General features: G+C 49.6%; 14 protein-coding genes. 7 read left to right on the top strand and 7 right to left on the bottom strand.

Features of this window, described 5'->3' with window-relative positions; translation table 11 throughout:
• The 5 genes from KBW69_RS14305 to hslO all read right to left on the bottom strand — a co-directional run bounded on the left by KBW69_RS14305 (nt 1) and on the right by hslO (nt 7,765).
• The gene (locus KBW69_RS14305) at nt 1-2,337 is read right to left on the bottom strand and encodes a Tex family protein (RefSeq protein WP_257275449.1); all 2,337 of its coding nucleotides are present in this window, start codon (nt 2,335-2,337) and stop codon (nt 1-3) included.
• Nucleotides 2,301-2,630 carry a DNA recombination/repair protein RecA gene (locus KBW69_RS23830; protein WP_257275451.1) on the bottom strand — a complete coding sequence of 110 codons (330 nt, stop codon included), beginning with the start codon at nt 2,628-2,630 and terminating at the stop codon, nt 2,301-2,303. The genes KBW69_RS14305 and KBW69_RS23830 overlap by 37 nt, the downstream gene beginning before the upstream one ends.
• A 329-nt stretch (nt 2,631-2,959) precedes the next feature.
• Nucleotides 2,960-4,072 (bottom strand): hypothetical protein, encoded by a 1,113-nt coding sequence (locus KBW69_RS14295; RefSeq protein WP_257281287.1) that lies wholly within the window; start codon nt 4,070-4,072, stop codon nt 2,960-2,962.
• Nucleotides 4,073-4,980: 908 nt separating this feature from the next.
• On the bottom strand, nt 4,981-6,582 hold the full coding sequence (pckA, locus tag KBW69_RS14290) for a phosphoenolpyruvate carboxykinase (ATP) (RefSeq protein ID WP_373690699.1): 1,602 nt from the start codon (nt 6,580-6,582) through the stop codon (nt 4,981-4,983).
• Nucleotides 6,583-6,826: 244 nt separating this feature from the next.
• On the bottom strand, nt 6,827-7,765 hold the full coding sequence (hslO, locus tag KBW69_RS14285) for an Hsp33 family molecular chaperone HslO (RefSeq protein WP_257281285.1): 939 nt from the start codon (nt 7,763-7,765) through the stop codon (nt 6,827-6,829).
• A gap of 257 nt (nt 7,766-8,022) precedes the next feature.
• On the opposite strand from hslO, the gene KBW69_RS14280 reads away from it, so the two are divergent.
• Together KBW69_RS14280 and KBW69_RS14275 are read left to right on the top strand one after the other, a co-directional pair.
• On the top strand, nt 8,023-9,606 hold the full coding sequence (locus tag KBW69_RS14280; protein WP_257281284.1) for a hypothetical protein: 1,584 nt from the start codon (nt 8,023-8,025) through the stop codon (nt 9,604-9,606).
• Nucleotides 9,607-9,629: 23 nt separating this feature from the next.
• On the top strand, nt 9,630-11,366 hold the full coding sequence (locus KBW69_RS14275) for a hypothetical protein (RefSeq protein WP_257281283.1): 1,737 nt from the start codon (nt 9,630-9,632) through the stop codon (nt 11,364-11,366).
• A gap of 7 nt (nt 11,367-11,373) precedes the next feature.
• Here the strand turns inward: KBW69_RS14275 and KBW69_RS14270 are convergent, their stop codons facing one another.
• Both KBW69_RS14270 and KBW69_RS14265 read right to left on the bottom strand, forming a co-directional pair.
• On the bottom strand, nt 11,374-11,676 hold the full coding sequence (locus tag KBW69_RS14270; protein WP_257281282.1) for a PTS fructose transporter subunit IIB: 303 nt from the start codon (nt 11,674-11,676) through the stop codon (nt 11,374-11,376).
• Between the two features lie 168 nt (nt 11,677-11,844).
• A complete protein-coding gene (locus KBW69_RS14265; RefSeq protein WP_257281281.1) occupies nt 11,845-13,215 on the bottom strand; it encodes a TolC family outer membrane protein in 1,371 nt (456 codons plus the stop codon).
• 535 nt (nt 13,216-13,750) lie between these two features.
• Between KBW69_RS14265 and pilG the strand changes: the two genes are divergently transcribed.
• The 5 genes from pilG to KBW69_RS14240 all read left to right on the top strand — a co-directional run bounded on the left by pilG (nt 13,751) and on the right by KBW69_RS14240 (nt 23,847).
• Complete coding sequence (pilG, locus tag KBW69_RS14260; protein WP_257281306.1) at nt 13,751-14,113, top strand: twitching motility response regulator PilG; 363 nt, start codon at nt 13,751-13,753, stop codon at nt 14,111-14,113.
• Between the two features lie 305 nt (nt 14,114-14,418).
• On the top strand, nt 14,419-14,793 hold the full coding sequence (pilH, locus tag KBW69_RS14255; protein WP_257281280.1) for a twitching motility response regulator PilH: 375 nt from the start codon (nt 14,419-14,421) through the stop codon (nt 14,791-14,793).
• The gene (locus tag KBW69_RS14250) at nt 14,790-15,332 is read left to right on the top strand and encodes a chemotaxis protein CheW (protein WP_257281279.1); all 543 of its coding nucleotides are present in this window, start codon (nt 14,790-14,792) and stop codon (nt 15,330-15,332) included. Before pilH ends, KBW69_RS14250 begins: the two co-directional genes overlap by 4 nt.
• A 137-nt stretch (nt 15,333-15,469) precedes the next feature.
• Complete coding sequence (locus KBW69_RS14245; protein ID WP_257281278.1) at nt 15,470-17,557, top strand: methyl-accepting chemotaxis protein; 2,088 nt, start codon at nt 15,470-15,472, stop codon at nt 17,555-17,557.
• Between the two features lie 56 nt (nt 17,558-17,613).
• Complete coding sequence (locus KBW69_RS14240) at nt 17,614-23,847, top strand: Hpt domain-containing protein (protein ID WP_257281277.1); 6,234 nt, start codon at nt 17,614-17,616, stop codon at nt 23,845-23,847.
• Nucleotides 23,848-23,852: the final 5 nt, after the last annotated feature.

Below are 23,852 nucleotides of genomic sequence, written 5' to 3'. Positions count from 1 at the left end.
TTACTTTCTCAGCTTTTTAGCATTGGCAAACAGATCAGCAAAAGAACCAGCGGACTGCTCTTTTTTAACCTGCTGGTTATTTCTTTTGCCACCACGATTTTGAGGTTTTGTGCCACCAGTGCGTTCACCACGAGGCTGCTGCCTCGCCTGAGCCACTTCTTCAGCCTTGTCACCCATGCGCATGGAGAGTCCAATACGCTTGCGCTGGACGTCTACTTCCATGACTTTGACCTTGACGATATCACCGGCCTTAACCACTTCAGCAGGATCTTTTACGAAGGTGTTGGACAGCGCAGAAATATGCACCAGACCATCCTGATGAACACCCACATCAACAAAGGCACCAAAGTTGGTAACGTTGGTAACAACGCCTTCCAGCTCCATGTTCAGCTTCAGGTCACTGATTTTTTCAACACCTTCCTGGAATTCCGGCGCCTTGAATTCTGGACGAGGGTCACGTCCGGGCTTGTCCAGTTCAGAAATAATGTCGGTCACGGTGGGCAGACCAAAGCTTTCATCCGTAAACGTTTTGGGATCCAGAGACCTCAGGAACAGGGAGTCACCAATCAGGCCGTGCACTGCGCGCTCGGACTGACTGGCAATCTTTTCCACAACCGGATATGACTCAGGGTGCACTGCAGAAGCATCCAGAGGGTTTTCACCATTCATGACGCGCAGGAAACCTGCAGCCTGTTCAAATGCTTTAGGACCAAAACGACCTACTTTCTTGAGTGCTTCACGATCAGAAAACACACCGTTCTGGTCTCGGAAGGCAACAATGTTATCTGCCAGCGTTCTGTTTAAGCCGGACACACGGGTCAGCAAAGCACTGGAAGCTGTGTTTACATCAACACCGACAGCGTTTACACAATCTTCAACAACCGCTTCCAAAGAGCGCGACAACTGAGTCTGACTGACATCGTGCTGATACTGGCCGACACCAATCGCTTTAGGTTCAATTTTAACCAGTTCAGCCAGTGGGTCTTGCAGACGACGAGCAATGGATACGGCACCACGAATAGAAACATCCAGGTCCGGGAATTCACGAGCTGCCAGTTCAGAGGCAGAATAAACCGATGCACCGGCTTCACTGACGACAATTTTAGTCAGACCCAGTTTGGGGTAAGCTCTCATCAGTTCTGCGACGAGACGATCCGTTTCACGGGATGCCGTGCCATTGCCAATACTGACCAGCTCGACACTGTGAGTCAGACAGAGAGTTGCCAGTGTACCCAGAGCCTCTTTCCACTGACGCTGAGGCGCGTGGGGGAAGATGGTGGTGTGCTCTACCAGTTTGCCTGTAGCGTCCACGACGGCCACTTTAACACCCGTTCGCAGACCCGGATCAAGACCCAGAGTTGGGCGCAGCCCCGCAGGAGCTGCCAAAAGCAGATCTTTCAGGTTCTTGGCAAAAACCTTGATCGCTTCTTCCTCTGCACTTTCACGTATGCGGGTCATCAAGTCAGTTTCAAGCTGGGTCAGGAGCTTTACTCTCCAGGTCCAGCGCACGACATCTTTTAGCCACTTGTCAGCCGCTCTGCCCTGATCAGCAATGTGCCAGTGGTCCGCAATGACTTTTTCGCAGGGATGCGTTTCCAGACGCGAATCAGGTTCATTCTCCAAACGAATGTTAGACTGAAGCACACCTTCATTACGGCCACGGAAGATCGCCAGAGCACGATGAGAAGGAACCTGTTTGATCGGCTCATCATGTTCAAAGTAGTCGCGGAACTTCGCACCCTCTTCTTCCTTGCCTTCAACACTCCGGCTGGAAAGAATGCCTTGACTCCATAACATATCCCGGAGTTTGCCCAGCAGTTCAGCGTCTTCACTGAACCTTTCCATCAGAATGTAGCGGGCACCTTCGAGTGCCGCCTTACTGTCAGCAACGCCTTTATTAACATCAACAAAATCGGCAGCAACCGCTTCCGGATCGGTATCCGGCTCGTTGAACAGTTGATCAGCCAAAGCTTCCAAACCGGCTTCAATGGCGATCTGACCTTTGGTACGACGTTTCGGCTTATAGGGAAGATAAAGATCTTCAAGGCGGGTTTTAGTGTCCGCAGCACGAATGTCCTTTTCCAGCTCAGGCGTCAGTTTCTCCTGATCCCGAATACTGTTCAGAACCGTTTCACGACGCTCCTCCAACTCACGAAGATACCGCAGACGCTCTTCCAGCGTACGCAGTTGTGTATCATCAAGAGCGCCTGTAGCCTCTTTACGGTATCGGGCAATAAAAGGAACGGTTGCGCCATCATCCAGCAATGCAACAGCACTGGTGACCTGCTCCGGACGAACGTTCAGCTCTTCAGCGATACGCTGAAAGATGATTTCCATAGAACCCACTCAATGTTAACTTTGAATTTATCGAATACGGTACAAAATAATATCCGCACCATTAGAGCAGACTGACAGGCATTTAGGCAAAAGTCCTGAAAACGTTCCTGCCTGGAAGCTATCAACTTGTCTTCACCCAGCTTGCCAGAGTATTGAGGGTCGAGGGCGTGTTCAGCATCAGCAAACGCATAGTTAGCACTCTGCTTGCGGTCACCCATACGCATGACTGCGCGCTTGCCAAACTGCCTGTCAATCTGACCAGGGCTGCGACCACGACTCTTTTCTATCGTCATCCGTTGTTGATACCCTCAACGAGCTCTTTTTGACAAGAGACTGTGTGAATGACTCCCACCAAACTGCCTAATGCAGCTATGGCCAGAGCTTCTATAGTCCGTAGGCCGTATTCTAATGACAATCGATTGATTGTCACGGGGTGATGGCAGCGATTCTGTTATCTTAAGCAGACTTTGCTACACAATATTGGAGTAACTGATAAGACCCTTTGTGCCAGTCGGGGCTGTCCGCAACAGAAGTACGCTCCCTGTACACCGGATAAGCCGACTGTCATCTTAATCCTTCTTCGTCCATTTAAGAAAGAGACAGCCTCAACTTCTGTACAAAACTAGTCTTTGAATCGCCCTGGTACCAAGACTTGACGCCCTGACTTGGTTGAAACCAGATTTTCATCCGTGTCTTTTGAACGCTTGCGCTTAAGCGCTTGTTTATCGTTATCCTCGTCCTTTTTACCTTCACCCTCATCCTTTGATTGACGCCTTTTGGTGGTATGGCTGATGGTGGTATGGCTGGGCAGTGACGTTTTTACCGGTTGTACTTTGCTGGCAGTACTTCTTCTGTCTGTCCTGAGATACTCGAGTTTAGCCCTCCAATTAAAGTCGATATTGCATCTGTCAATTTCCATGTCGAGCCACAATACCATCAGAGCCATTTCAGTGGGCTTCATCATGCTGGTCTCACGGAATAAAGCATCCAGAACTGACAAGAGAGTGTCCTCGAACACTTTAAATTCCTCAAGGGATTTATTCTTTATGAATCCTTCCAATTCGCTAAAGTGAAAAAGAAGATTCCATAATACCTGTGAACGGAAATCTTTTTTGTTGAGCTTATTAGCACGCAATGCTGTAAGTGTTAGCTTGTTGTGCTCCATATAATCCTGCCCCCATTTTGATAATTGATTTCTGTGAAAAAGGGGTATTTCCTCATAATCAAAGAGAAAATAAGACAACTCTTTTTCCTTGAGTAGCCAACTTTCGACATTTATACGATTATTGCTTTTTATGAGTCCATATTTGAGCCAGGTCTTGCAGAGATTTGCTATTTTCTGGCCTTCCGTTGCTTCCAACATTGCTCTTAATACCAGTTCTAGTGCAGGATCGAACTTTGTTAACATTTTGGAAAAGTCCATTTCGACTTCACTGGAGCCTCGATTGGATCTCAGTGCATCATGAACTTCATGCATTATCATCCATACGACCAAAGGACAATCTTCAGGTATAAGATCTGTAGTCACCTCTTCCCATGTAATCCCGAGTGCAGCTGCCTCAGCTTTAAGTGCCTCTAGCCTCAACTCTTCAATAAAAGCACTGTATGATTTTTCAGCTGTTTTTTTGTTCCTTTTCTTACTTGCGTTTTTTTCCTTTCCAGAGGGGGCTTTGTTTGCAAAAGACTCTTTCTGGGCCGCAACCTGCCGGGGGTCTGAATGATCAGCACTTTCCACCCCTTCATTATTGGACTGAGTCTGTGAATTGGACTGAGTCTCTGAATTGCTCTGACTCTTTGATGAATCTTTAGATGTGGCAGCGTTATCAGGCACTGACCTGATTCTCCACGAATAATCATTGAAGCGGCCGGATAAGAAAAAATCATCTATCCAGCGCATGAACTTTTCATAGCTTATGGAAGGTTCATGGCCAGCTAAATCCAGCCTCTGTGCACTGTTGCTCCCCAATCCATGAACATTAAGCATCATACTCAAAATACTGGGTGAAAGTGGCCTCAACTCATTGAGCATCGGGGGTGCGTAAGGCTGGGAAAACATGTCATAAGTCTCATCACAGTGAACCGCTGCCGATTTTAAAAAAACAAGAAAAAATACAAGAAGATGCACGACACTAGACAAAGTTCTTTGTATTAACATAAAAAACTCTAACAGTTGTTGGTCATACTAAATATTTACAAGTTCGGCAAACAAGCTAAGCCATGCAAACATTACTTTTGTAGCCTGACTTGTGAAAACAACATGCAACAGAGAGGAAAACGACATCCAGAGCATGTATTCATACCACTGAAGTTAAAATCTCATTTTTCTCAGATTGCACTAAAAGCAGATCAACAGGATGGCACTAAATCATCAAATTGCCAGTAAATGTATGGGAATATTACTCGATCGGGGGCAAATTTTTATTTTTTATTATGGCATTATCGCAACATCAGGCACTTAAGAAAGGTTGACCAGCTTGACACTGTCTTTCACCACTAGCCAGCCACTTCATGATTCCAGACGTCAAACTATAACGGATGGCAATGGGCTCTCTTCCTCTGCGTGGAAAAACTGCGGGCATAAAAAACTGCCGGACAAAAGCGCTTAAAACACCTGTTGAACGACAGTTTTTATTTGTATCAATCTCAATCCAGTGATGGACCAGCGGCGATTAGAGCCTTGCCTTCGTCGATATCAGTAAACTTGCTGAAGTTGGTGATGAAGCGATCAGCCAGATCACGAGCTTTATTATCCCAGTCTTCTTTGCTCTCATAGGTATCCTGAGGATTCAGGATACCATTTTCCACGCCTTCAACATGGGTTGGAACTTTCAGACCAAAGTAAGGAAGCGTCAACGTTTCCGCTTCATCAATGCTGCCATCAATGATGGCATCAATGATGGCACGGGTGGCCTTGATGGAGATACGTTTGCCTGTGCCATTCCAGCCGGTGTTAACAAGGTAGGCCGTTGCACCATTGGCTTCCATCTTTTTCACCAGTTCTTGAGCGTATCGGGTCGGATGCAAGGTCAGAAACGCTGCGCCAAAGCAAGCAGAAAATGTTGGCGTTGGCTCAGTAATGCCACGCTCAGTACCCGCCAGCTTGGCGGTGAAACCAGACAGGAAATGGTACTTGGTTTGCTCTGGCGTCAGCTTGGATACCGGAGGTAGCACACCAAAGGCATCAGCCGTCAGGAAAATCACTTTTTTGGCATGTCCGGCCTTTGAAACAGGTTTAACGATGTTTTCAATGTGCTCAATCGGATAGGAAACACGAGTGTTTTCTGTCTTGGAGCCATCGGCAAAATCGATCGTGCCGTCTTCAAGAACCGTCACGTTCTCCAGAAGCGCATCACGGCGAATAGCGTTGTAGATGTCGGGCTCGTTTTCCTTACTCAGATTGATAGTCTTGGCATAGCAACCACCTTCAAAGTTGAAAACACCATCGTCATCCCAGCCATGCTCATCATCACCTACCAAAGCCCGCTTTGGATCAGCAGACAGGGTGGTTTTACCGGTACCGGACAATCCGAAGAATATTGCAACATCGCCGTCTTTACCGACATTCGCAGAGCAGTGCATGGAAGCCATACCCTTCAGAGGCAGTAGGTAGTTCATGATGGAGAACATCCCTTTCTTCATCTCGCCACCGTACCAGGTGCCACCAATAATCTGTACCCGCTCAGTCAGGTTAAAGGCTACGAAATTCTCAGAGTTCAGACCCTGCTCCTGCCAGTCAGGATTAGTGCACTTCGCACCATTCATAACCACGAAGTCAGGTTCAAAGGCTGCCAGCTCACCTTGAGAAGGACGAATAAACATGTTCTTAACAAAGTGGGCCTGCCAGGCTACTTCAGTGATGAAACGAACACTCAAACGGGTTTCTTCGTTGGCACCACAGAAACCATCAATCACGAACAGACGTTTGCCGGACAACTGCTGGGTCACAAGACCTTTCAGATCAGTCCAGACGCTCTGAGTGATCGCCTTGTTGTCATTTTTACCCTGGTCAGACCACCACAGGGTATCGCGGGTCGTATCATCTTTTACGATGTATTTGTCTTTTGGGGAACGGCCGGTAAAAATGCCCGTATCAACAGAGACAGCCCCTAGCTCGGTTACTACGCCTTTTTCATAACCTTCCAGCTCAGGGCGTGTCTCCTCCTCAAATAGAAGCTCGTAGGACGGGTTGTAAACAATGTCCGCTACGTCTCTGATACCAAGACTGTCCAGAGCTTCTTTGTTCAGCTCAACATTTGCGCTAACTTCTGCCATTAAGAGCTCTCCCAAGCTTCAAGAAAGTTGTTATGTTTGCATTTGTGATTCTATGATAATCGATGAAGCGGCACCTATGATAGGGGATATATTGGTTCAGATAAACGCTTAAGTCGCTTATTTATCCGTTAAAGTTTGATTGCCTGAGTTCAGTGGAGTGAGGATTTGGCCGGAGAACCTCCGGCCAGGAAGCGCATTCGCAAAGTAGCGAGGCCCATCAGTGCATCCTGGGTTCATTACCCCGAAAGATCTCAGCCACATCCTGTGCTGTAAAAGTATAAGTCTGACTACAGAACTGACAAGCCATCTCGATCTTTCCAAGATCGGCTACCATGGACTCAGCCTCTTCCTGACCCAGGCCAGCCAGTATTTTTGCACTGCGAGGACGTGAGCAGTTGCAGCTGAAGGCCACCGTTTCACGATCAAAAACCCGAACTTTTTCTTCATGGAAGAGTCTGATTAACAGAGATTCGTGCTTAAGCTCAAGCATCTCTGCTTCGGTTGCTGTATCTGCCAACATCACCATGCGACCCCAGGACTCCTGACGCTCACCTTCTTCCCGCTCAATGCTGGCTGGCAAAGCCTGCAACAAAATGCCAGCCCCCTGATCACCATTACTGGCCAACCAGAAACGGGTTGGCAACTGTTCGGATTGCTTGAAGTAGGCATTCAGACCTTCTGCCAGGGTTTCATGATGTAGGGGCACAATACCCTGATAACGATTGCCCTTGTGAGGATCAATAGTCATTACCAGCTGGCCATTACCCAGAAGACCTGAAAGGCCTTTTGCTGTGAGCTTGCTTGTATTCTCCTCATCCCAACGCGCCAGAGCACGGAAGGTTTTTTGGTCGGTACACTCAACCATCAACAGCGACAGAGGACCATCACCCTTAGCCTGAAGGCTCAGAATACCTTCAAACTTGAGGGTAGAGCTCAGCAGAACGGCAGCAGCCACCAGCTCTCCCAGCAACGCTTTAACATTAACCGGATAGTCGTGGGCTGCCAGAGACTCCCTAAGACTGCTGCTCAAAGAGACAATTTCCCCCCTGAGATCAGCATTCTCAAATATAAATCGCTGAGCACAGTCATTCTGGCTCACGGCTTCTTTCTGGCTCACGGCTTCTTTCTGCCGCAAGGCTGTATCTTGTTTACTCATCAACGGCTCTATCTGCTGCTTTCGCTTCTGGCTGGCCAGCTCCGGTGTCTGAGCGGGACCAGGAGCCTGACATTATAGCGATTTCGTGCCTCCATCTCATTTGTTGCTTTTACTGACCGATAACAAAGCAATAAGTTAAATAGCTAGCAGCCTGTCGGACTTAAGCGTCCGTAGCGAGGATTGCAACCGCAGTAGGACAGCCTTAAGTCCGACAGGCTGCTAGAAGCATTTAAGGTTAATTTATTCGGGAATAAGCTATGTCTACAGGTGGTGGAAATATACCTCCTTCGCGGCCAGGATCTCATATTCCGGTTGTGACTGGGCCTCAGCCCCCCTCATCGTCAGGCACGGGAGGGATCGAACCGCACACACAACCCAATGCACTCCCCGGTGGTCAGAGCGAAACAGCTGATACCCCAATCGGCCAGCGCCGCACAGTACCGACAGCCACCGCAACCCAGCTCAGCCGATTAAAGGCGCTGGAGGGTGAATATCATGAACAATTCAACCAAGTGCTTTCCTTTCAGGCTCAACATGATTTCCTGAACTTTATCCCCAGTCTGCAACAACGCCTTCATGATCCATCACAGTTTCAGGATGACCTGCCTTTCGAAATTGTGTATGTAAAAGATGGCAAAATGACCTCTGTTTTGCCGCCAGACCCTGACCTTCCGGAGGATTCGGAAGAAGCCGCCCGTCTCAGAAAGTCACTGCAAGAAAAACTGACGGTGATTGATCAGAAAAACGGTCCTGAAGAAAAGAGGGCGCTCAGAGAACAGATAGAGGACTCCACAACACTACTGGGTCACATTGGCAGAGAGATTGAAGATGCTGGCGGAACCGTCCCTGCGCCGCCTATCCCGAACATCACTCTGGTGATTGATGAAAATCAGTTCACCGCCCGGGCTCCGGCGAGACGTTTCAACCCTGATGAAGCACGTCAAAAACAAAAGGATCAGGGCCAGTTCCTCATGATTCCAAAAGGCCCTTCCAGACGTATGTCGCCCCCCGTAGCCACAAAATCGTTCAGGTCCGTGCCTATACGTGATGAAGGTACCAGCACCCGATCAACCGAAGTCCAGCCTCCCCACCCTGTACCGGTTGTCAGTGATGTGGAACTTGTTGAACGGGAGATTCCGGTTAACGGAGAAGGTCAATACTCAGATATTTACCTGACGAGGGAGACAGAGGCCGATTACGGCAAAACAGGCAACATTGCCTCCGTGAACGCAGGTTCTGTCGATTTGGTATTTGGAAAAAAAGCCTCCGGAATCAATGCCCGGTTTGGGGAATTTTTTACAGACACTCAGCAAGAGGCTATAGAAGAGGTTCAGAAAGATTTTTTGGAAACAGCGAGTCAGGAAGAATACACAGGAGACGTCTTCGCTGGCAGAGAGCTCACTGATAATACCCCTCTGGCAGCCATGTACGGTTTTGTCAGCAAAGAGAGCGATAACCAGGGCACGGTTCTCGTCAGCGTTTTCAGGGATGAACACTGCCCGGCAGGGATCAAGAAGAACCGTGCCATGATTTATGTGGTGCCTCCGAAAGGGTCTAACGAGAACTTTTTAGACAAAAATGACTTTCTTGCAAATGTCCGAATGACCGCTAAAAACGTTGTTGCGACACAGAACAAATACAATCATTGGGCAGCCAAAAAAGATCACCCCACTTTACCTGTACTGCGCACCTGCGCATTTGGTGGCGATATTTATCGTCACCCTGACGCCAATCAGCCGGAAGTGGCGAAGGCCATTCGAGAGGGCATTGCGGATTACTTTCATGAAATCAGCCCTGATCAGAATACGATCAGGGAAGTTCAATACGAACATGGCGTCTGAACGTTTCTCAACGGAAGAATATTATGAGCATACCTCCTTCCAACCCCAATAGGCCTCTGGTTCATGGATCAGAATCACCCAACGGGCCGGGACAACGGTCAGGTGATGAAACACAGCCTGTGATTCCCAGAGGAGAGCATCCTCCATCGCAAAGGTCTCTGGCGGGTCGTAAAGCATCACAAACCGTGCCCGTTCCCTATTCAACGTCCTCGCCCGCAACTCTCCCACCCACAAACCCGGAAGAAGCCGAAAAGCATTTCATTCAGCAGCGCTTCAGGGTAGAAGCCCTTGAAACCCGAACAACGCTGGCCAGATTTGCAGACAGCTTGAGCCAGCATATTGCTTCAGGCAACCCCGACAGGGCCGAAGCACCACTGCTGATCATTCATGTTGGCAGCAATGGCAAGATGACCAATATCATCCCTGCCGATGAGGCCATCAGAGACCCACAAACATCAAAAACACTCCGGGAGTCATTGGCAAAAACGTTTAAGGAAATTAATGAATATTACACACCGGAAAAAAAGGCTGCGCTGCAAAAGGATCTCGCCGAGGCCAAAAAGGAGTTGGCAAGCAGCGAACAAACTTTGCTGGACCTGCAACGCCCCCTGCCTCAACCTGATTTGAAAGGGCGAGGTATTCCCATTGATACGTCTTCATTGAAAAAGCCACCGGAACTTTCAGAAACTTTTCCGCCACCCAGGCCCAATAGCCACAGGCCAGGCACCTATGCAGTGTCACATGATCTTTCAGAGACAGATGGGCGTACTGAAAAAATTGTCTTTGATAATGTGTCCGGTAAACTCAAATACCCACCCTCAGAAGAAGACTCGGAGCCGAATCTGGCTGCGGGCAGTGACCCAGCGATCGAAACGCTTCAGTTTTATCAAGCGGATTTTTATCAAGATAGCACTGCAATCAGAGATTTTGACTCATCGGGAGATAAGGCCATTCTTTTAAGGCAGGGCGACCCGCTTGAGGACGAAGCTTCTGTCGGTGCTCCGCTGGCCTTATTGGCGGGTCAAAAAAACCACGACTGTCAGGGTTCTGATCACTCTGCAAGGAAAGCTCTGTTGTTCCCGCTACTCATGAATTTCATGCGAAAGCACCGACACCCATCAGCCAATCAATTTCCCAAAGAGGCTACCTATGCCTATCAGGTGGGATTGGCTGCTACCTTGCCTAATACCGTTAAGGTCCTTGAAGGCTACGGCAGTGATACAGAGAGAGAACGTTGTCAGAAGCTGCTGACTGATCTTGAAGATATGCACCCGGCCGTAGCCGAAATAGTTGCCAGGGACGTCACTGGCAGCCAGAAGACCCATCCTCAGGTCGGTGACGAAAAGCCCGGAACAGCACTCTACGACACTCTTACAGCCTCGATCATCCGGGATATCGAGAGGCTTGAAATGGCCCGGTTCGAAAACCGGATGGATGTAGAAGATCTTGAAATTTATAAGAAGCTCAGACAGTCCATGTCTGAAGAAGAGTGGCAGAGTAGGGTATCTGACATCTCACTTGACCTGGCTCAATTGTGTTATTGCTGGATGAAAGGCCTTAAAGAGCAGGGTGAGGTTACTGATGACTGCCAGATCTATCTGCAGGAAAAACCTCTGGATTTTATTGACGAAACCAGACCTTCCCTCGGACTCAATGCCGTCGGTGCATACTCGCGACAGAGAGACTGGATGCTCAGTTATGAGCACCTGCAAAGCCTCTATGACTGGGACGAGCAAGACGATTTCGAGGACGAGGACTGACCAGAGTTCACTCCTGACCCAGTTGCGCCATCACCGCTTCCGGATTCCGAATCGCTTCTGATACAGGTACCTTGATGACCCTCAGATCCCTGAAGCGCTCTTCACCATCAACCGTAATATCCACCGCCAGAATTGCAACATCAGCCTCTTCTACATCCTGAAGGGTGATTTCGTTCTCGATGCCCATAGCCCCCTGAGTTTCTACCTTGATGTCATGCCCCTGATTGAGTGCAGCCTCGGTGAGTTTCTCGGCAGACATATAGGTATGAGCAATACCGGTTGGGCAGGCAGTTACAGCAAGTATTTTCATTGATCGACCCTCTGGAACCACTGTTACCAGTGGAACAGCCCTACTTCATTGTCCCTGTAAGGCTAGTAGAAGATTTCAGGAGTGGGAAAGTATTGATCAAAACTTGCAGAGGTTAGATCAAGTCAGCACCAGAGCAGTGTATTGCTCTGGTGCATCAGTCATTAATGATTATTCCTGCTCGTGCCAGCCTACAGGAAGGTTAATTTCCAGGTTATCCAGCAGCTCCCCGGTAGCAGCAACAATCCGGAATCGAGCGAAAACTTCCTGATAAATCGCGCTAGTCAGGTTGCGGCTTGACTGGAAAAGCTCATTCTCACTGTCCAGAAGGTCCAACAGGGTTCGTTTACCAATATTAAACTGCTCCTGATAAGCCTTAACGGTTTTTTTACTGGATGCCTCATGTTGGCGAAGGTATTCCATCTGCTCACCAACAAACTCGTGGGCAGACCAGGCCAGCCGCAATGTTTCTTCGACATTCCTCAGCATCCTGTCCCGTTGTGCCCTGCTCTCTTGAGTCCTGTAGGCACTTTCTTTGGAACGGGCCCTGTCAGAACCTCCGCGAAAAAGGTTATAGCTGAGCTTCAGAACTGCTGTCGTGTCGACATGGGTGCCCAACTGGCCATCGGCATTATGTTTCCAGCTCTTATCGATATTCACATCCAACGATGGGAAAAAGCTGCTGTCAGTAGCGGATTCTTCTGACTCGGAGGCCTTGATATCCTTCTCCGTCGCCAGGATACCCGGATGCCTCCTGACGCTGGCCTGAAGCGCCTCATCAAAACTCCCATGAACGGCCAGCTTATAAGCGTCCGGCTGCTCCAGATCGCCGGGCATGGAGCCCACCAGACTGTAGTACTCGCTCTCAGCATCTATGAGATTATTACGGGCATTAATCACGTTGACTGTTGCTCTGGCCACTCGCCCCTCGACCTGATTCAGGTCTGAACTTCTGGCAACACCCTGACGACTGCGCTGGGCAATCTGCTTGAGGATGGAGTTGTGGAGTTTCAGGTTCTCTTCAGCGAGCTCCACCATCTCCCTTCTTTCCAGCACCTTCAGATAGACATCGGTGATTTCCAGAGTCAGATCCTGCAGGGTACTCCTCAGGCGCAGATATTCAGCAGCGGCAGTATGGCGGGCCTGCTCAACACTGCTACTGGTATTGAATCCGGAAAACAGATTCTGGCTAATGGAAAAAGAGGCTTCCTTGCGGGTAAAGCTCTTGTCACCCACAGTTTCATTGGGCTGATCATCAGGGTAACTCTTTTTCTGGCCACCAATCCCTGTTGTGATATCAACAGAAGGCCACCAACCTCCCCAGGCTACATCAATATTTTCAGTAGCTGCCCGGTATCGACTCAAGCCAGCCTGAGTCTGAGGGTGGCTGATCAAGGCCTTGTTGATCACCTCACTCAGGGTCTCTGCCATTGAGAGGCTGCTGAACAGAAAACTGCCGGCCAAAGAAATGCCCAGCAGGCATGAACGAGAAAGGCGAAGCAGTAACACTTGCCTCGAAGACGATATCGGATTGAATTTCATAAGCATCCCTGTCCGCCAGATAGTTCAGTTGGATGATTGTCCAATACATCGGCGCGCAAAGAATGGGCTTGAGTCAAAACCCCCTCAGTTCGTCAGGCTAATGGCTCACTTATCGTCTGGCTATTCACCGGCAAATTGTGTTAAAAGATGGAGAACTCTGACTGGAATAAAGCCCTTTCAGAATGAACATAAATCGGCCATGAACGACTGAAACCATTTTTCGTCTCCCTCGGGGATGAAAAATTTTTCATGGTAAAAAGTTCAAAAATCTTGAGTCATCAATGCTCTTATCTTCTCAATGAGGATTGAGAAAAGTAAAAAAACAAAGAGCCATGAGCGGAAAAGACTGACCATCAAGACGTAAAAGCAGATCAGTATTGCCATGGTAAACAAAATGAAAAGCACCTGAAGCAGAAGGATCAGATTTCAGGTGATCAGAGTGTGTACGGACAAAAGCATGAACAGCTATGAGTCAAACGTTTTGTCACCAGTGGGTCATAAAAAGGGGGTTGCAACCCTTGATCACCTGAAAGTTATGGTAATCGACGACAGCAAAACCATTCGCAGAACCGCAGAAACACTCCTGAGAAAAGAAGGCTGTGAAGTGGTAACAGCCATTGATGGTTTTGATGCCCTGGCAAAGATTGCTGAAAATCAGCCCAACATTATTTTCGTCGATATCATGATGCCACGTCTGGATGGCTATCAAACCTGCACACTGATCAAGAACAATCACTCGTACCGGGAAACCCCTGTCATCATGCTATCCAGCAAAGATGGACTTTTTGACCGGGCGAAAGGCCGTGTAGCCGGGTCCGATCATTACCTGACCAAACCTTTCAGTAAAGATGAACTACTGGGTGCTATCAGGAATTACTGTCCAGCCATTGCCAGGTGAGGACAGCTCTGAACGGAAGGCAGTCCATTGCAGACGTTGAAAAGGGCAACAAAGTCTTGTTGGGCTGCATTTTCGTAGTAAAAAATGTTAAAAAATCTGGTATAAACGTTTACTGAGTCTTCTAACCACTCGTTCTGGCATGAACCTGATTATTCCAAAACAGAAACAGCCCATAGCCAGCACAGGAAAATAACCCCATTCCAACGAAGAATATTGGGTGTTTCCGTGGTAAGAAAGAACAGCTAATAACAATGAAAAAAGCTTGGCCCTGAGGATTTGGGCAAAAGCAGTAACAGGGGAACATAATGGCAAACATTCTCATTGTTGATGACTCGCCCACTGAGTTATTCCAATTGAAAGCCATGCTGGAAAAACACGGACACAGCGTATTGACCGCAGAAAATGGTGCCGACGGTGTAGCACTGTGCCGGGCTGAGCATCCCGATGCTGTATTAATGGATATTGTCATGCCGGGTCTGAATGGTTTTCAGGCTACACGTCAGCTGTCTAAAGGTAAGGACACTTCCCATATTCCGGTAGTGATTGTCACCACCAAAGACCAGGAAACCGACAGAGTCTGGGGAATCAGGCAAGGTGCGAAAGATTATCTGACCAAGCCTATCAGTGAAGGAACCCTGCTCAAAACACTGGATAATGTTCTGGAAACCAAACCAGCATGAATAACCCCCACACCCCTTTTGAGGCATTGGTGGCGCTGGATGCCAAGGTCAGCCAGCATGCTTTTGACCTTCCTGAAAAACAGGCACGGGTAGAGTCTTGGAGTGGCGTTGGCTTCACACTGAATGATCAGCAATTTGCCGTACAGATTGGTGAGGTAACGGCCATTCTCCCCGTTCCGTCCACCACCCCCCTCCCAGGTGTACAACCTTGGGCAAAAGGCGTCTCAAACGTACGCGGGCGTTTACTTCCCATCATAGATCTGGGAGAGTTTCTGGGTAAGGTCAGAGACAGTCACACATCGACCAACCGGATTATGATGGTTGAGCGGGGAGAAGTATCTGTTGGTCTAATCGTTGATGAAGTGCAGGGGATGGTGCATTTTTCCACCAGCCAATTCAGCGATGCAGTACCTGACCATCTCTTTGATGAAGCTAAACCATTTACTGTTGGTCATTATCAGCAAGAAAAAGATTACATGGTATTCAATACGCAGCTGTTAGTGAATGATTCTCGCTTTCTCAAAGCAGCCATAGCGTAATCAGCTTTAAGCTGGATAAGAAACAGAAACCATCTTTCCTCACCACAGGTGACGAAAGAGGTTACACGATAAAAAGCATTCGAACAAAAACAAACAACAAAGCGAGCATTCCGAAGAAGTCACCGGGGACCACAATAATGAAAGGCAAAACCGCAACCAAGGCCCAGGGAGCAGGGGCAAGCCGAGCCATTCTGGCCTCGATTATCCTGTTAATCGTCTCTCTTTCCGTTATCACCGGCTCATTTATTTTTATTAGCCAACAAAGTGAACTTGACCAACAGCATCTGACTGACGCCGGCGAGCTCCGGGTACTCTCTCAGCGAATTGCAACCAGTGCCACCGAGGCTTCGGCTGGTAAGGAAGAAGCCTTTGTCCTGTTGCGTGAAGCACGGAATGAGTTCGATGCACGTTTTACCTCCCTGAAAAACACCAGACTTTCTGTGGCTCCGTTTCTTAGTCCCGGTGACAAACACGCCAGAACTCAGATCGAAACGCTCGACGCAGCCTGGTCTGAATTGAAAATAGAAGCGGACAACATTCTGGCCGCAGAAGAAACCGTATTGGCCCTGCACGATGTGGCAAAAACACTGGGTGAAACCATTCCCCAGCTGCAGGTAGAGTATGACGAGGTGGTGGAGATTCTTCTTGAGAGTGGTGCTCCCAATGACCAGATCGCACTGGCACAGCGTCAGCCATGGCTCGCAGAACGCATTATTCGAAGTGTTTCGAAAGTACTGGAAGGGGGTGAAGACTCCATTATGGCAGCAGATAGCTTTGGTCGTGACGCCAAGCTGTTTGGTCGAGTACTGAACGGTATGCTGGAAGGTAACCTGGCCATGCGCATCAGTCAGGTCACCGATGAAGAAGCTATTGATCGTCTGGCCGAAATCTCCGACCTGTTCGGATTTGTAGAAGGCAGTGTTGACGAGATTCTGGAGACCTCCCCGGAACTGTTCCAGGTACGTGCCGCTTCTGACCAGATTTTCACTGACTCCCAGCAATTGCTGCAACAGACTTCCATTCTCGTAGACACCTTCGAGACTCTGACGGACCAGCGCCTGATCAACAACACCGTCATCAGTATTGCCGGTGTAATTGCGCTGCTCTCCGTGTTGATTATCGCCGTGGCCATCGTCAGAGACACCCGTCAGCGTCTGGCTGAAACTGCCGCCCGAAATGAAGCCAACCAAGCTGCCATCCAGCGACTGCTGGATGAAATGGATGGTCTCGCGGACGGTGACCTGACCGTACAGGCAACAGTCACCGAAGACTTTACTGGTATCATCGCCGACTCCATAAACGTCTCTATTGAGCAGCTCCGGGCATTGGTTAAGACCATCAACGAAACAGCGGTGGAAGTCGATACCTCAGCTCAGGAAACACAGAGTACCGCGAAAGAACTGGCTGAAGCTGCAGGCCATCAGGCAGAAGAAATCAACTATGCCAGCCAGGCGGTCAACGACATGAGCGAGTCAATGACCATCGTATCCGCAAACGCTTCCGAGTCAGCACAGGTAGCAGAAAGATCGTTAGAAATTGCCACCAGTGGTGGTCAGGTAGTGCGTAATACCATCGAGGGCATGGATACTATCCGTGAACAGATTCAGGACACCTCAAAGCGCATCAAGCGTCTGGGCGAGTCCTCCCAGGAAATTGGTGACATCATTGCCCTGATCAACGATATCGCAGACCAGACCAATATTCTGTCCCTGAACGCCGCCATTCAGGCCTCCATGGCAGGTGAAGCCGGTCGGGGCTTTGCAGTGGTGGCGGATGAGGTACAGCGTCTTGCGGAACGTGTATCCGGCGCAACCAGACAGATTGAGGCATTGGTATCCACCATCCAGACTGATACCAACGAAGCCGTTATCTCCATGGAACAAACCACTTCAGAGGTGGTAAACGGTGCCAGACTGGCACAGGATGCGGGTGTTGCCCTGGAAGAGATTGAGAAAGTATCCAGTAACCTCGCCAATCTGATCCGTAACATTTCCGACACAGCGAAGAAGCAGACTGGTTCTGCAGAACAGATAGCCCTGCGTATGACCACCATCCGTGACATCACCACCCGGACGGCTTCCAGTACCACAGCAACAGCCGGTTCGGTAGGTAACCTGGCGGAAATGGCTCTGGAAATGCGTCAGTCTGTATCCGGCTTCCGCCTGCCTTCAGCAGCAGAAAGTGGAGCGACGAATACAGCGCAAGAAGACGAAATAACCGTCTGATGAGTATTTTTATTCCAGCAGCATGGGTTGCTGGCACGGAATAACGGGGGCCGGCAATGGCTGAACAACAGGATTATGCAGGCCTGGACTGGGTTAAGGAAGAGATTGAGCAGACGCTCGTTGAAGCCCGCCAGGCATTGGAAAAGCACCAGCAAGAGCCAGACAACCCCGCCCATATCAATGCCGGGCAGAGCTCATTCAGCCAGATCCATGGCGCACTCAAAATGTTGCAGTATGAAGGTGCAACCCACCTGAGCCTGGAAATGAACAAACTGTCCGAGGCCTTGCTCAGTGAGCGGGTGCCTGATGCGGGTGTGGCCCTGGAAGTCCTGATGCAAGCTACCTTGCAGCTGCCAGGTTACATTCAAAAGACTCTGAACAGTGGCGTTGATCGTCCATTGTCGCTTCTGCCGCTGATCAATGAACTGCGGCAGCTGCGGGGCGAAGATCCTCTGTCGGAGGCCACTTTTTTCTTTCCGGATACCCACTCACTGATCGATCCTGTCGAGCCATCACAGCTGGACACGCTTGAACAGAGTGGTTTGGTACCATTACTGAGAAAAATACGACAGAAATATCAGTTGACGCTCGCAGGTTATCTGCGAGGTCAGAACCGGACTCAACAGATTAAAATTCTGGCCAAATTGTTTGCCAAACTTCAGGACCTTTCCTGGGGCACTCCCCTTTCTCCCCTCTGGGAAGCCAGTATTGGCCTGACTGAAGGGCTGGATAATCAGTCGATCGTACAGAACATCCATGTCGCCAATTTGCTCAGAGAACTGGATGGCCAGATCCGTCTGTTCATCCAACAGGGTGCTCCCTTCATCAATACTCATCCCGATGATGCACTGTTTCGGGGATTGCTCTACTGCATCGCCACTTCAGCAGGTCATGATGGTTTCACCGGTGCCCTGAAATCGCGCTACCATCTGGAAGAAGAACTGAACAGGGCTCAGGCAGGTATTTCGGATATTCTGACGGGCGTGAATGCTACCCAGCCTGTTGTGGAAGCTTTGAACTATGAGCTGACAGGTGTCAAGGAAGCACTGGACCTTTATCTTCTCTCAGCCGACCCTGATCCAATGGTTCTGCAAACCCAGCTACCGGTCATTCAGCAAGTGGCGGATACCCTGACCATCCTGGGCATGGACGACCTGAAAAGCCGACTGCTGCAGAAAAAAGCGCTGATCCAGAATGTGATCAATAGCGGTCAAAATGCTGAAGAGCATCTGATGGAGGTAGCAGGCACCATTCTTGATCTTGAGACTGCACTCTCCAGATACGCTGCGGGCGAAGGTCCGCAGACAAGCGATGGCTCACCCTTGCTGGAAGAAGTCTATCAGGCGGTTATCAAAGAGGCTCGCTATTATCTTGAGCAGAGCAAAGATGCCATCGTTGATTTTGTGGACAGTCATCATCACCCGGACTTCTTGAGCCCAATTCCCGAACTGCTCCATAAAGTCCAGGGCGGTTTGTCCATGACACCTCTGACCCGGGCCGCCGATCTGGTCAGAGCCTGTTCAGAACACATCAGTAAAGAGTGGGTAGAAAACAGTAAAACACCTGAAAAAATGGAACTGGAATACCTGGCTGATGCAGTGACCAGCATTGAATACTACCTGGAGAGGTTGAGTGACAAAAATCAGGAAGAACATGAAGTCATTCTGGATGTCGCAGAAGCAAGCCTGTCTGCCCTGCGTGTGACCGATCCTGAACAGCTTGAAAGTCCCGCCAAACCAAATGAAGTCTTTTCTGAACAGACAGAAGGCTCTTACCCACCGGCTGAGGGTTCTTACACTCTGGCTGAGAGCTCTCTGGAATTGCAGATTGATGAGCAAAGCTTTCTGGACGGGTCAGCCCCCGTCACCCTCGATGAAGATCAATTACAAGAGCCCTTGGCGGAAGAAAAACAGAGTTCAACAGAAACCAATGATCTGGCAGTTCAGGCTTCTGTGACCCTCACCAACAGACAAAGACCTGTAGAAGTCAGCCCATACGATGTGGTCCAGTTCAATTTCACCACGTCAGGCAGCGCAGAGGCAGAGGCTCCGACTCAAGCTTCACGGGTGGCTGAGCCCGGACAGCCGCAAGCCCCTGCTTCGATAGTCGAAGAAGTCCCTGCTGAACAGGAAAGCATCATCGACGACGAGCTACTGGCAGTCTTCATTGAAGAAGCCGGCGAAGTTCAGGCGCAACTGACTGAAGGTGTCACGGGCTGGGTCAATGATCAGGATGACCTCAAAGCCCTGAAAGATGTCCGCAGGGCTTTCCATACCCTGAAAGGCAGTGGTCGCATGGTGGGCGCCAGCGTTGTGGGTGAGCTGGCATGGTCCATAGAAAACATGTTGAACCGCCTGATCGACGGAACCGTACATAACAGCCCTGAATTGAGCAAACTGGTTAGCCGGGTTACCCATATGCTGCCGGGACTGATTTCGGACTTTGCCGAGCAGAGTCAGGTTCTGACTCACGATGTTCTGGTCTGCATGGAGCAGGCAGATGCCTTATCCAAAGGTGAAAAATACACCATTGAGGACGAGGAAGACTCTATTGATGACGCCATCGTCAGTGATCCGGATATCGATTTCGAGCGGACAGATCAACCCGACCCAATGGTGACGCAACTGGCCATTGTTGAAGCGTTATCAAAGCCAGTGCCAGAGTCCGAAGCAGAGATACAGGTTCAGAAAGACATTTCAGAGTCGACCGAACAGGATGCTTACGACATCCAACTGCTCAACGTATTTCTCGGCGAGTCCAGGGCTCATCTGGAAGTCGTCCAATCCTTTGTTGACCAGGTAAAAGTTCAGGGCGGTAAACGTCAAATCAGTGACCAGGTACAACGCTCTCTCCATACCATGAAGGGTATTGCCCTGATGGCAGAGATAGCCCCCCTCGCTGAGATCATTGTTGCCCTTGAAAAGAACATCAAGGATTTCAGAGCTCACCTGATTCCGGCCAATGACCGGGTGATCAGTATGCTGGAGAAGGGTCTTGAGCTAATTGAAGACGGCCTCGAGCAGCTGGCCCTGTCACCCGGGCAACCAGAACTGGACTCTGAAAATTACCTGTCCTGGCTGGAAGCACTTAATGCCCAGCTCATCTCCGAGCAATATAAGGCACAGTCCACCAAAAGAAAATACACTGGCGGTCAGGATACCCAGCTGTTTGCCCACAGCGATCTGAGCCTTTTGCTGGATGCCGATGAGTATCTGTCTACCTGGCGCAACGCTCTACCCGGGGAAGAGTTGGCACTGTTCCAGAAAGAACTGACAATATTGGCTGAACGGGCAAACGAAGCACGACTAACGTCTCTGGCTGAGCTATGTGACGTGCTTCTGGATGTCATGAACTATCTGGACAAGCATCAAAACATTCTACCGGGGGTTCTTGCAGCACCACTATCCAACGGCTTTGAAGCCCTGGTCGATATGATGAATATGGTTGCAGCCCAGCAAACTCCGGTGCCACCGCAATCGGTATTTGCAGAGCTCAGGGAGTCTCTGGAAGCTCTGCTCGTCGCTGAAGCGGCTCAGGCAGAGCCCGTCTTTGAAAATATTGAAATTGAAGAGGTTGTTCTGGCGTCATCTACTCCAGAGTTCGTGATTAAAAGCCCTGAAGTTGAAGAAGTCGTTCTGGAGTCCCTGACAAAAGAGCCTGCCATTGAAGAGCAACCTGCTCTTGAGCCAGAGGCTGAAGCAACTGTCGTTGTTAAAGATGTTGAAGAAATGCTGCTGGAGCCCATAGTTACTGAGAAGGCAGCGGCTCTCAACATTGAAACGGAATTGGAAGAGCATGACCTTGAACTGCTGGAACTGTTCCTGGAGGAGGCTACTGATCTTGCAGAAGATTGCCACCATGCTCTGGATGACTGGCTGAATAATCGCGAGAACCTGACAACCCTGACCGATCTGCAGCGTTCTCTGCATACTCTCAAGGGCAGTGCTCGAATGGCTGATCAGCCGGAACTGGGTGATCTCAGTCACGCCATTGAAGCTATCTACAGTGCTATTGCCACAGGCAGAAGTGCTGCAGATAAAGCACCGGTTCACCTGTTGCAGGCTGCTCACGATCAGGTCGACCAGATGCTGATTGCCCTTAAACACCAGCAGACACCCGATTCAGTCATTCCGATGGTAGAAAAGCTGGAGATGTGGGCTATCAATAATGACTCTGAAGCAGAATTGCCCACCCCTGCAACCACTCAAGCACCTTTAGAGGTTCTTCCTGACTATTTAGGTCGGGTCAAAAAAGAGACTGACACAACCTGTGAACAGCCCGCGGACACGGCAGTGGGTGACACTCTGGTTTTTGTTGAAGAACCTCTGAACAAGGACGTTTTCAGAGAGCCCGAATCCGGAAAAAATGCCTCTAATGCGCCTGAAATTATCGTAGAAGAGCCTGCTCTTGCGACGACACGCATAGAAACGCCTGTTACCAGCAGCGCAGCCCATAGGCTGTCCAAGGATATCGAATTGATTCGTGTCCCTGCGCAGCTTCTGGAATCGTTGATTAATCTTTCTGGTGAGTCGAATATTCATCGGGGTCGTATTGAGCAGCAGATTCACGACATCGGTAGCATCCTCGTGGAGATGAACAGCACCATCGACCGGGTAAAAGAACAACTGAGTCGTCTGGATACCGAAACTCAGGCCCAGATTATTTCCACCTTTGAAGAAGAGTACGGCAGTAACCCTGAATTTGATCCGCTGGAAATGGACCAGTATTCAGAACTAAGCCAGCTATCCCGCTCGCTCGTTGAATCTGCGACTGACCTTCAGGATCTGAAGGAAGGTATTCAGGAAAAAAATCGTGATGCAGAATCCCTGCTGCTTCAACAATCCAGAACTCTGATTGAGCTTCAGGAAAAATTGATGCAGGCCCGAATGGTTTCATTCAGTCGTCTACTGCCGCGCCTTCGTAAGATTACCCGTCAGTTGTCAACTGAATTGGACAAGCCGGTTAACCTGAATGTCACCAACGCCGAAGGTGAGATGGACCGTACTATGCTGGAACGGATCCTCGCACCATTGGAACATCTGCTTCGAAATGCCATTGACCACGGTATTGAGCCGTCTGTTGAGGACCGTCTGAGACTGGGCAAACCAAAAACCGGCAATCTGACGCTTGCTATCGCCCGGGATGGTGCCGACATTGTTATTGAACTCAGCGACGATGGCCGGGGCATCAATCTTCAGGCAGTGCACGCCAAGGCACTGGAAAAACATCTGATCACTCCGGAAGATGAGCTAACCGACCAGGAGATTGCCCAGCTGATTCTGGAGCCAGACTTCAGTACGGCTGAATCTGTCACCCAAATTTCCGGTCGAGGTCTGGGTCTGGATGTGGTCAATACTGAAATGCGTCAGATGGGTGGTAGCATCCAGATTAATAGCGAGCCTGGCAAAGGCACCTCCTTCAAGCTCCGTTTACCGTTCACTCTGTCGGTAAACCGTGCCTTGATGGTTGAGGTTGCCGACAACCTTTACGCCCTGCCTATGCAGGCTATTGATGGTATTACGGTATTGGATCGCAAAGTCCTGATCGATTGCTACCAGAACAATACCCCCCTGCAGTACGGCGGTGAGGGGCACCAGCTCATCTTCCTGGGGGAACTTCTGGGGGATGCTAACCCCAAAATTCAGCCCGAACAGTGCCCGGTTGTGATCGTACAGCGGGGCGGCAAGAATCTGGCTCTGCACGTGGATGAAATCATGGGTGGTAGTGAAATTTTTGCCAAAAGTCTGGGTCCACAGTTTGCTGGTCTTGTAGGTGTCAATGGTGCCACTATTCTTGGAGATGGCCGTGTCGCCATCATTATCGATCCTGCCACACTGTTTCACAGACACCGGATTGAACAGCACTGTGTAGAACTGACCAGCCAGATGGAAGAAGAAGCAGAAACCATCCAGCGTGTTCTGGTGGTGGACGATTCAGTGACTGTACGTAAAGTAACCACCCGTCTGCTGGAGCGAAATGGCTACCTGGTTGAAACTGCGAGGGACGGTGTCGAAGCCATGACCAGGCTGGCTGAAAGCAGCTATGACATCATACTTCTGGATATCGAAATGCCGAAGATGGATGGCTATGAGGTGGCCAGTGCCGTTCGCAATGATGGCAGACTGAAGTCTTTGCCGATCATCATGATCACCTCCAGAACCGGTGAGAAACATAAAGCCAGAGCCTTCAGCCTGGGTGTTAATGAATATTTGGGTAAACCTTTTCAGGAAAATGAAATGCTGGCCTCCATCGAAAAATTGATCGGAGCCAAAGCTCACAATAATCAATAAAGGAG

Source organism: Endozoicomonas sp. ISHI1 (genome assembly GCF_024606225.1).
GTDB lineage: Bacteria > Pseudomonadota > Gammaproteobacteria > Pseudomonadales > Endozoicomonadaceae > Endozoicomonas_A.
This window is presented reverse-complemented; position numbering and strand designations above follow the sequence as displayed.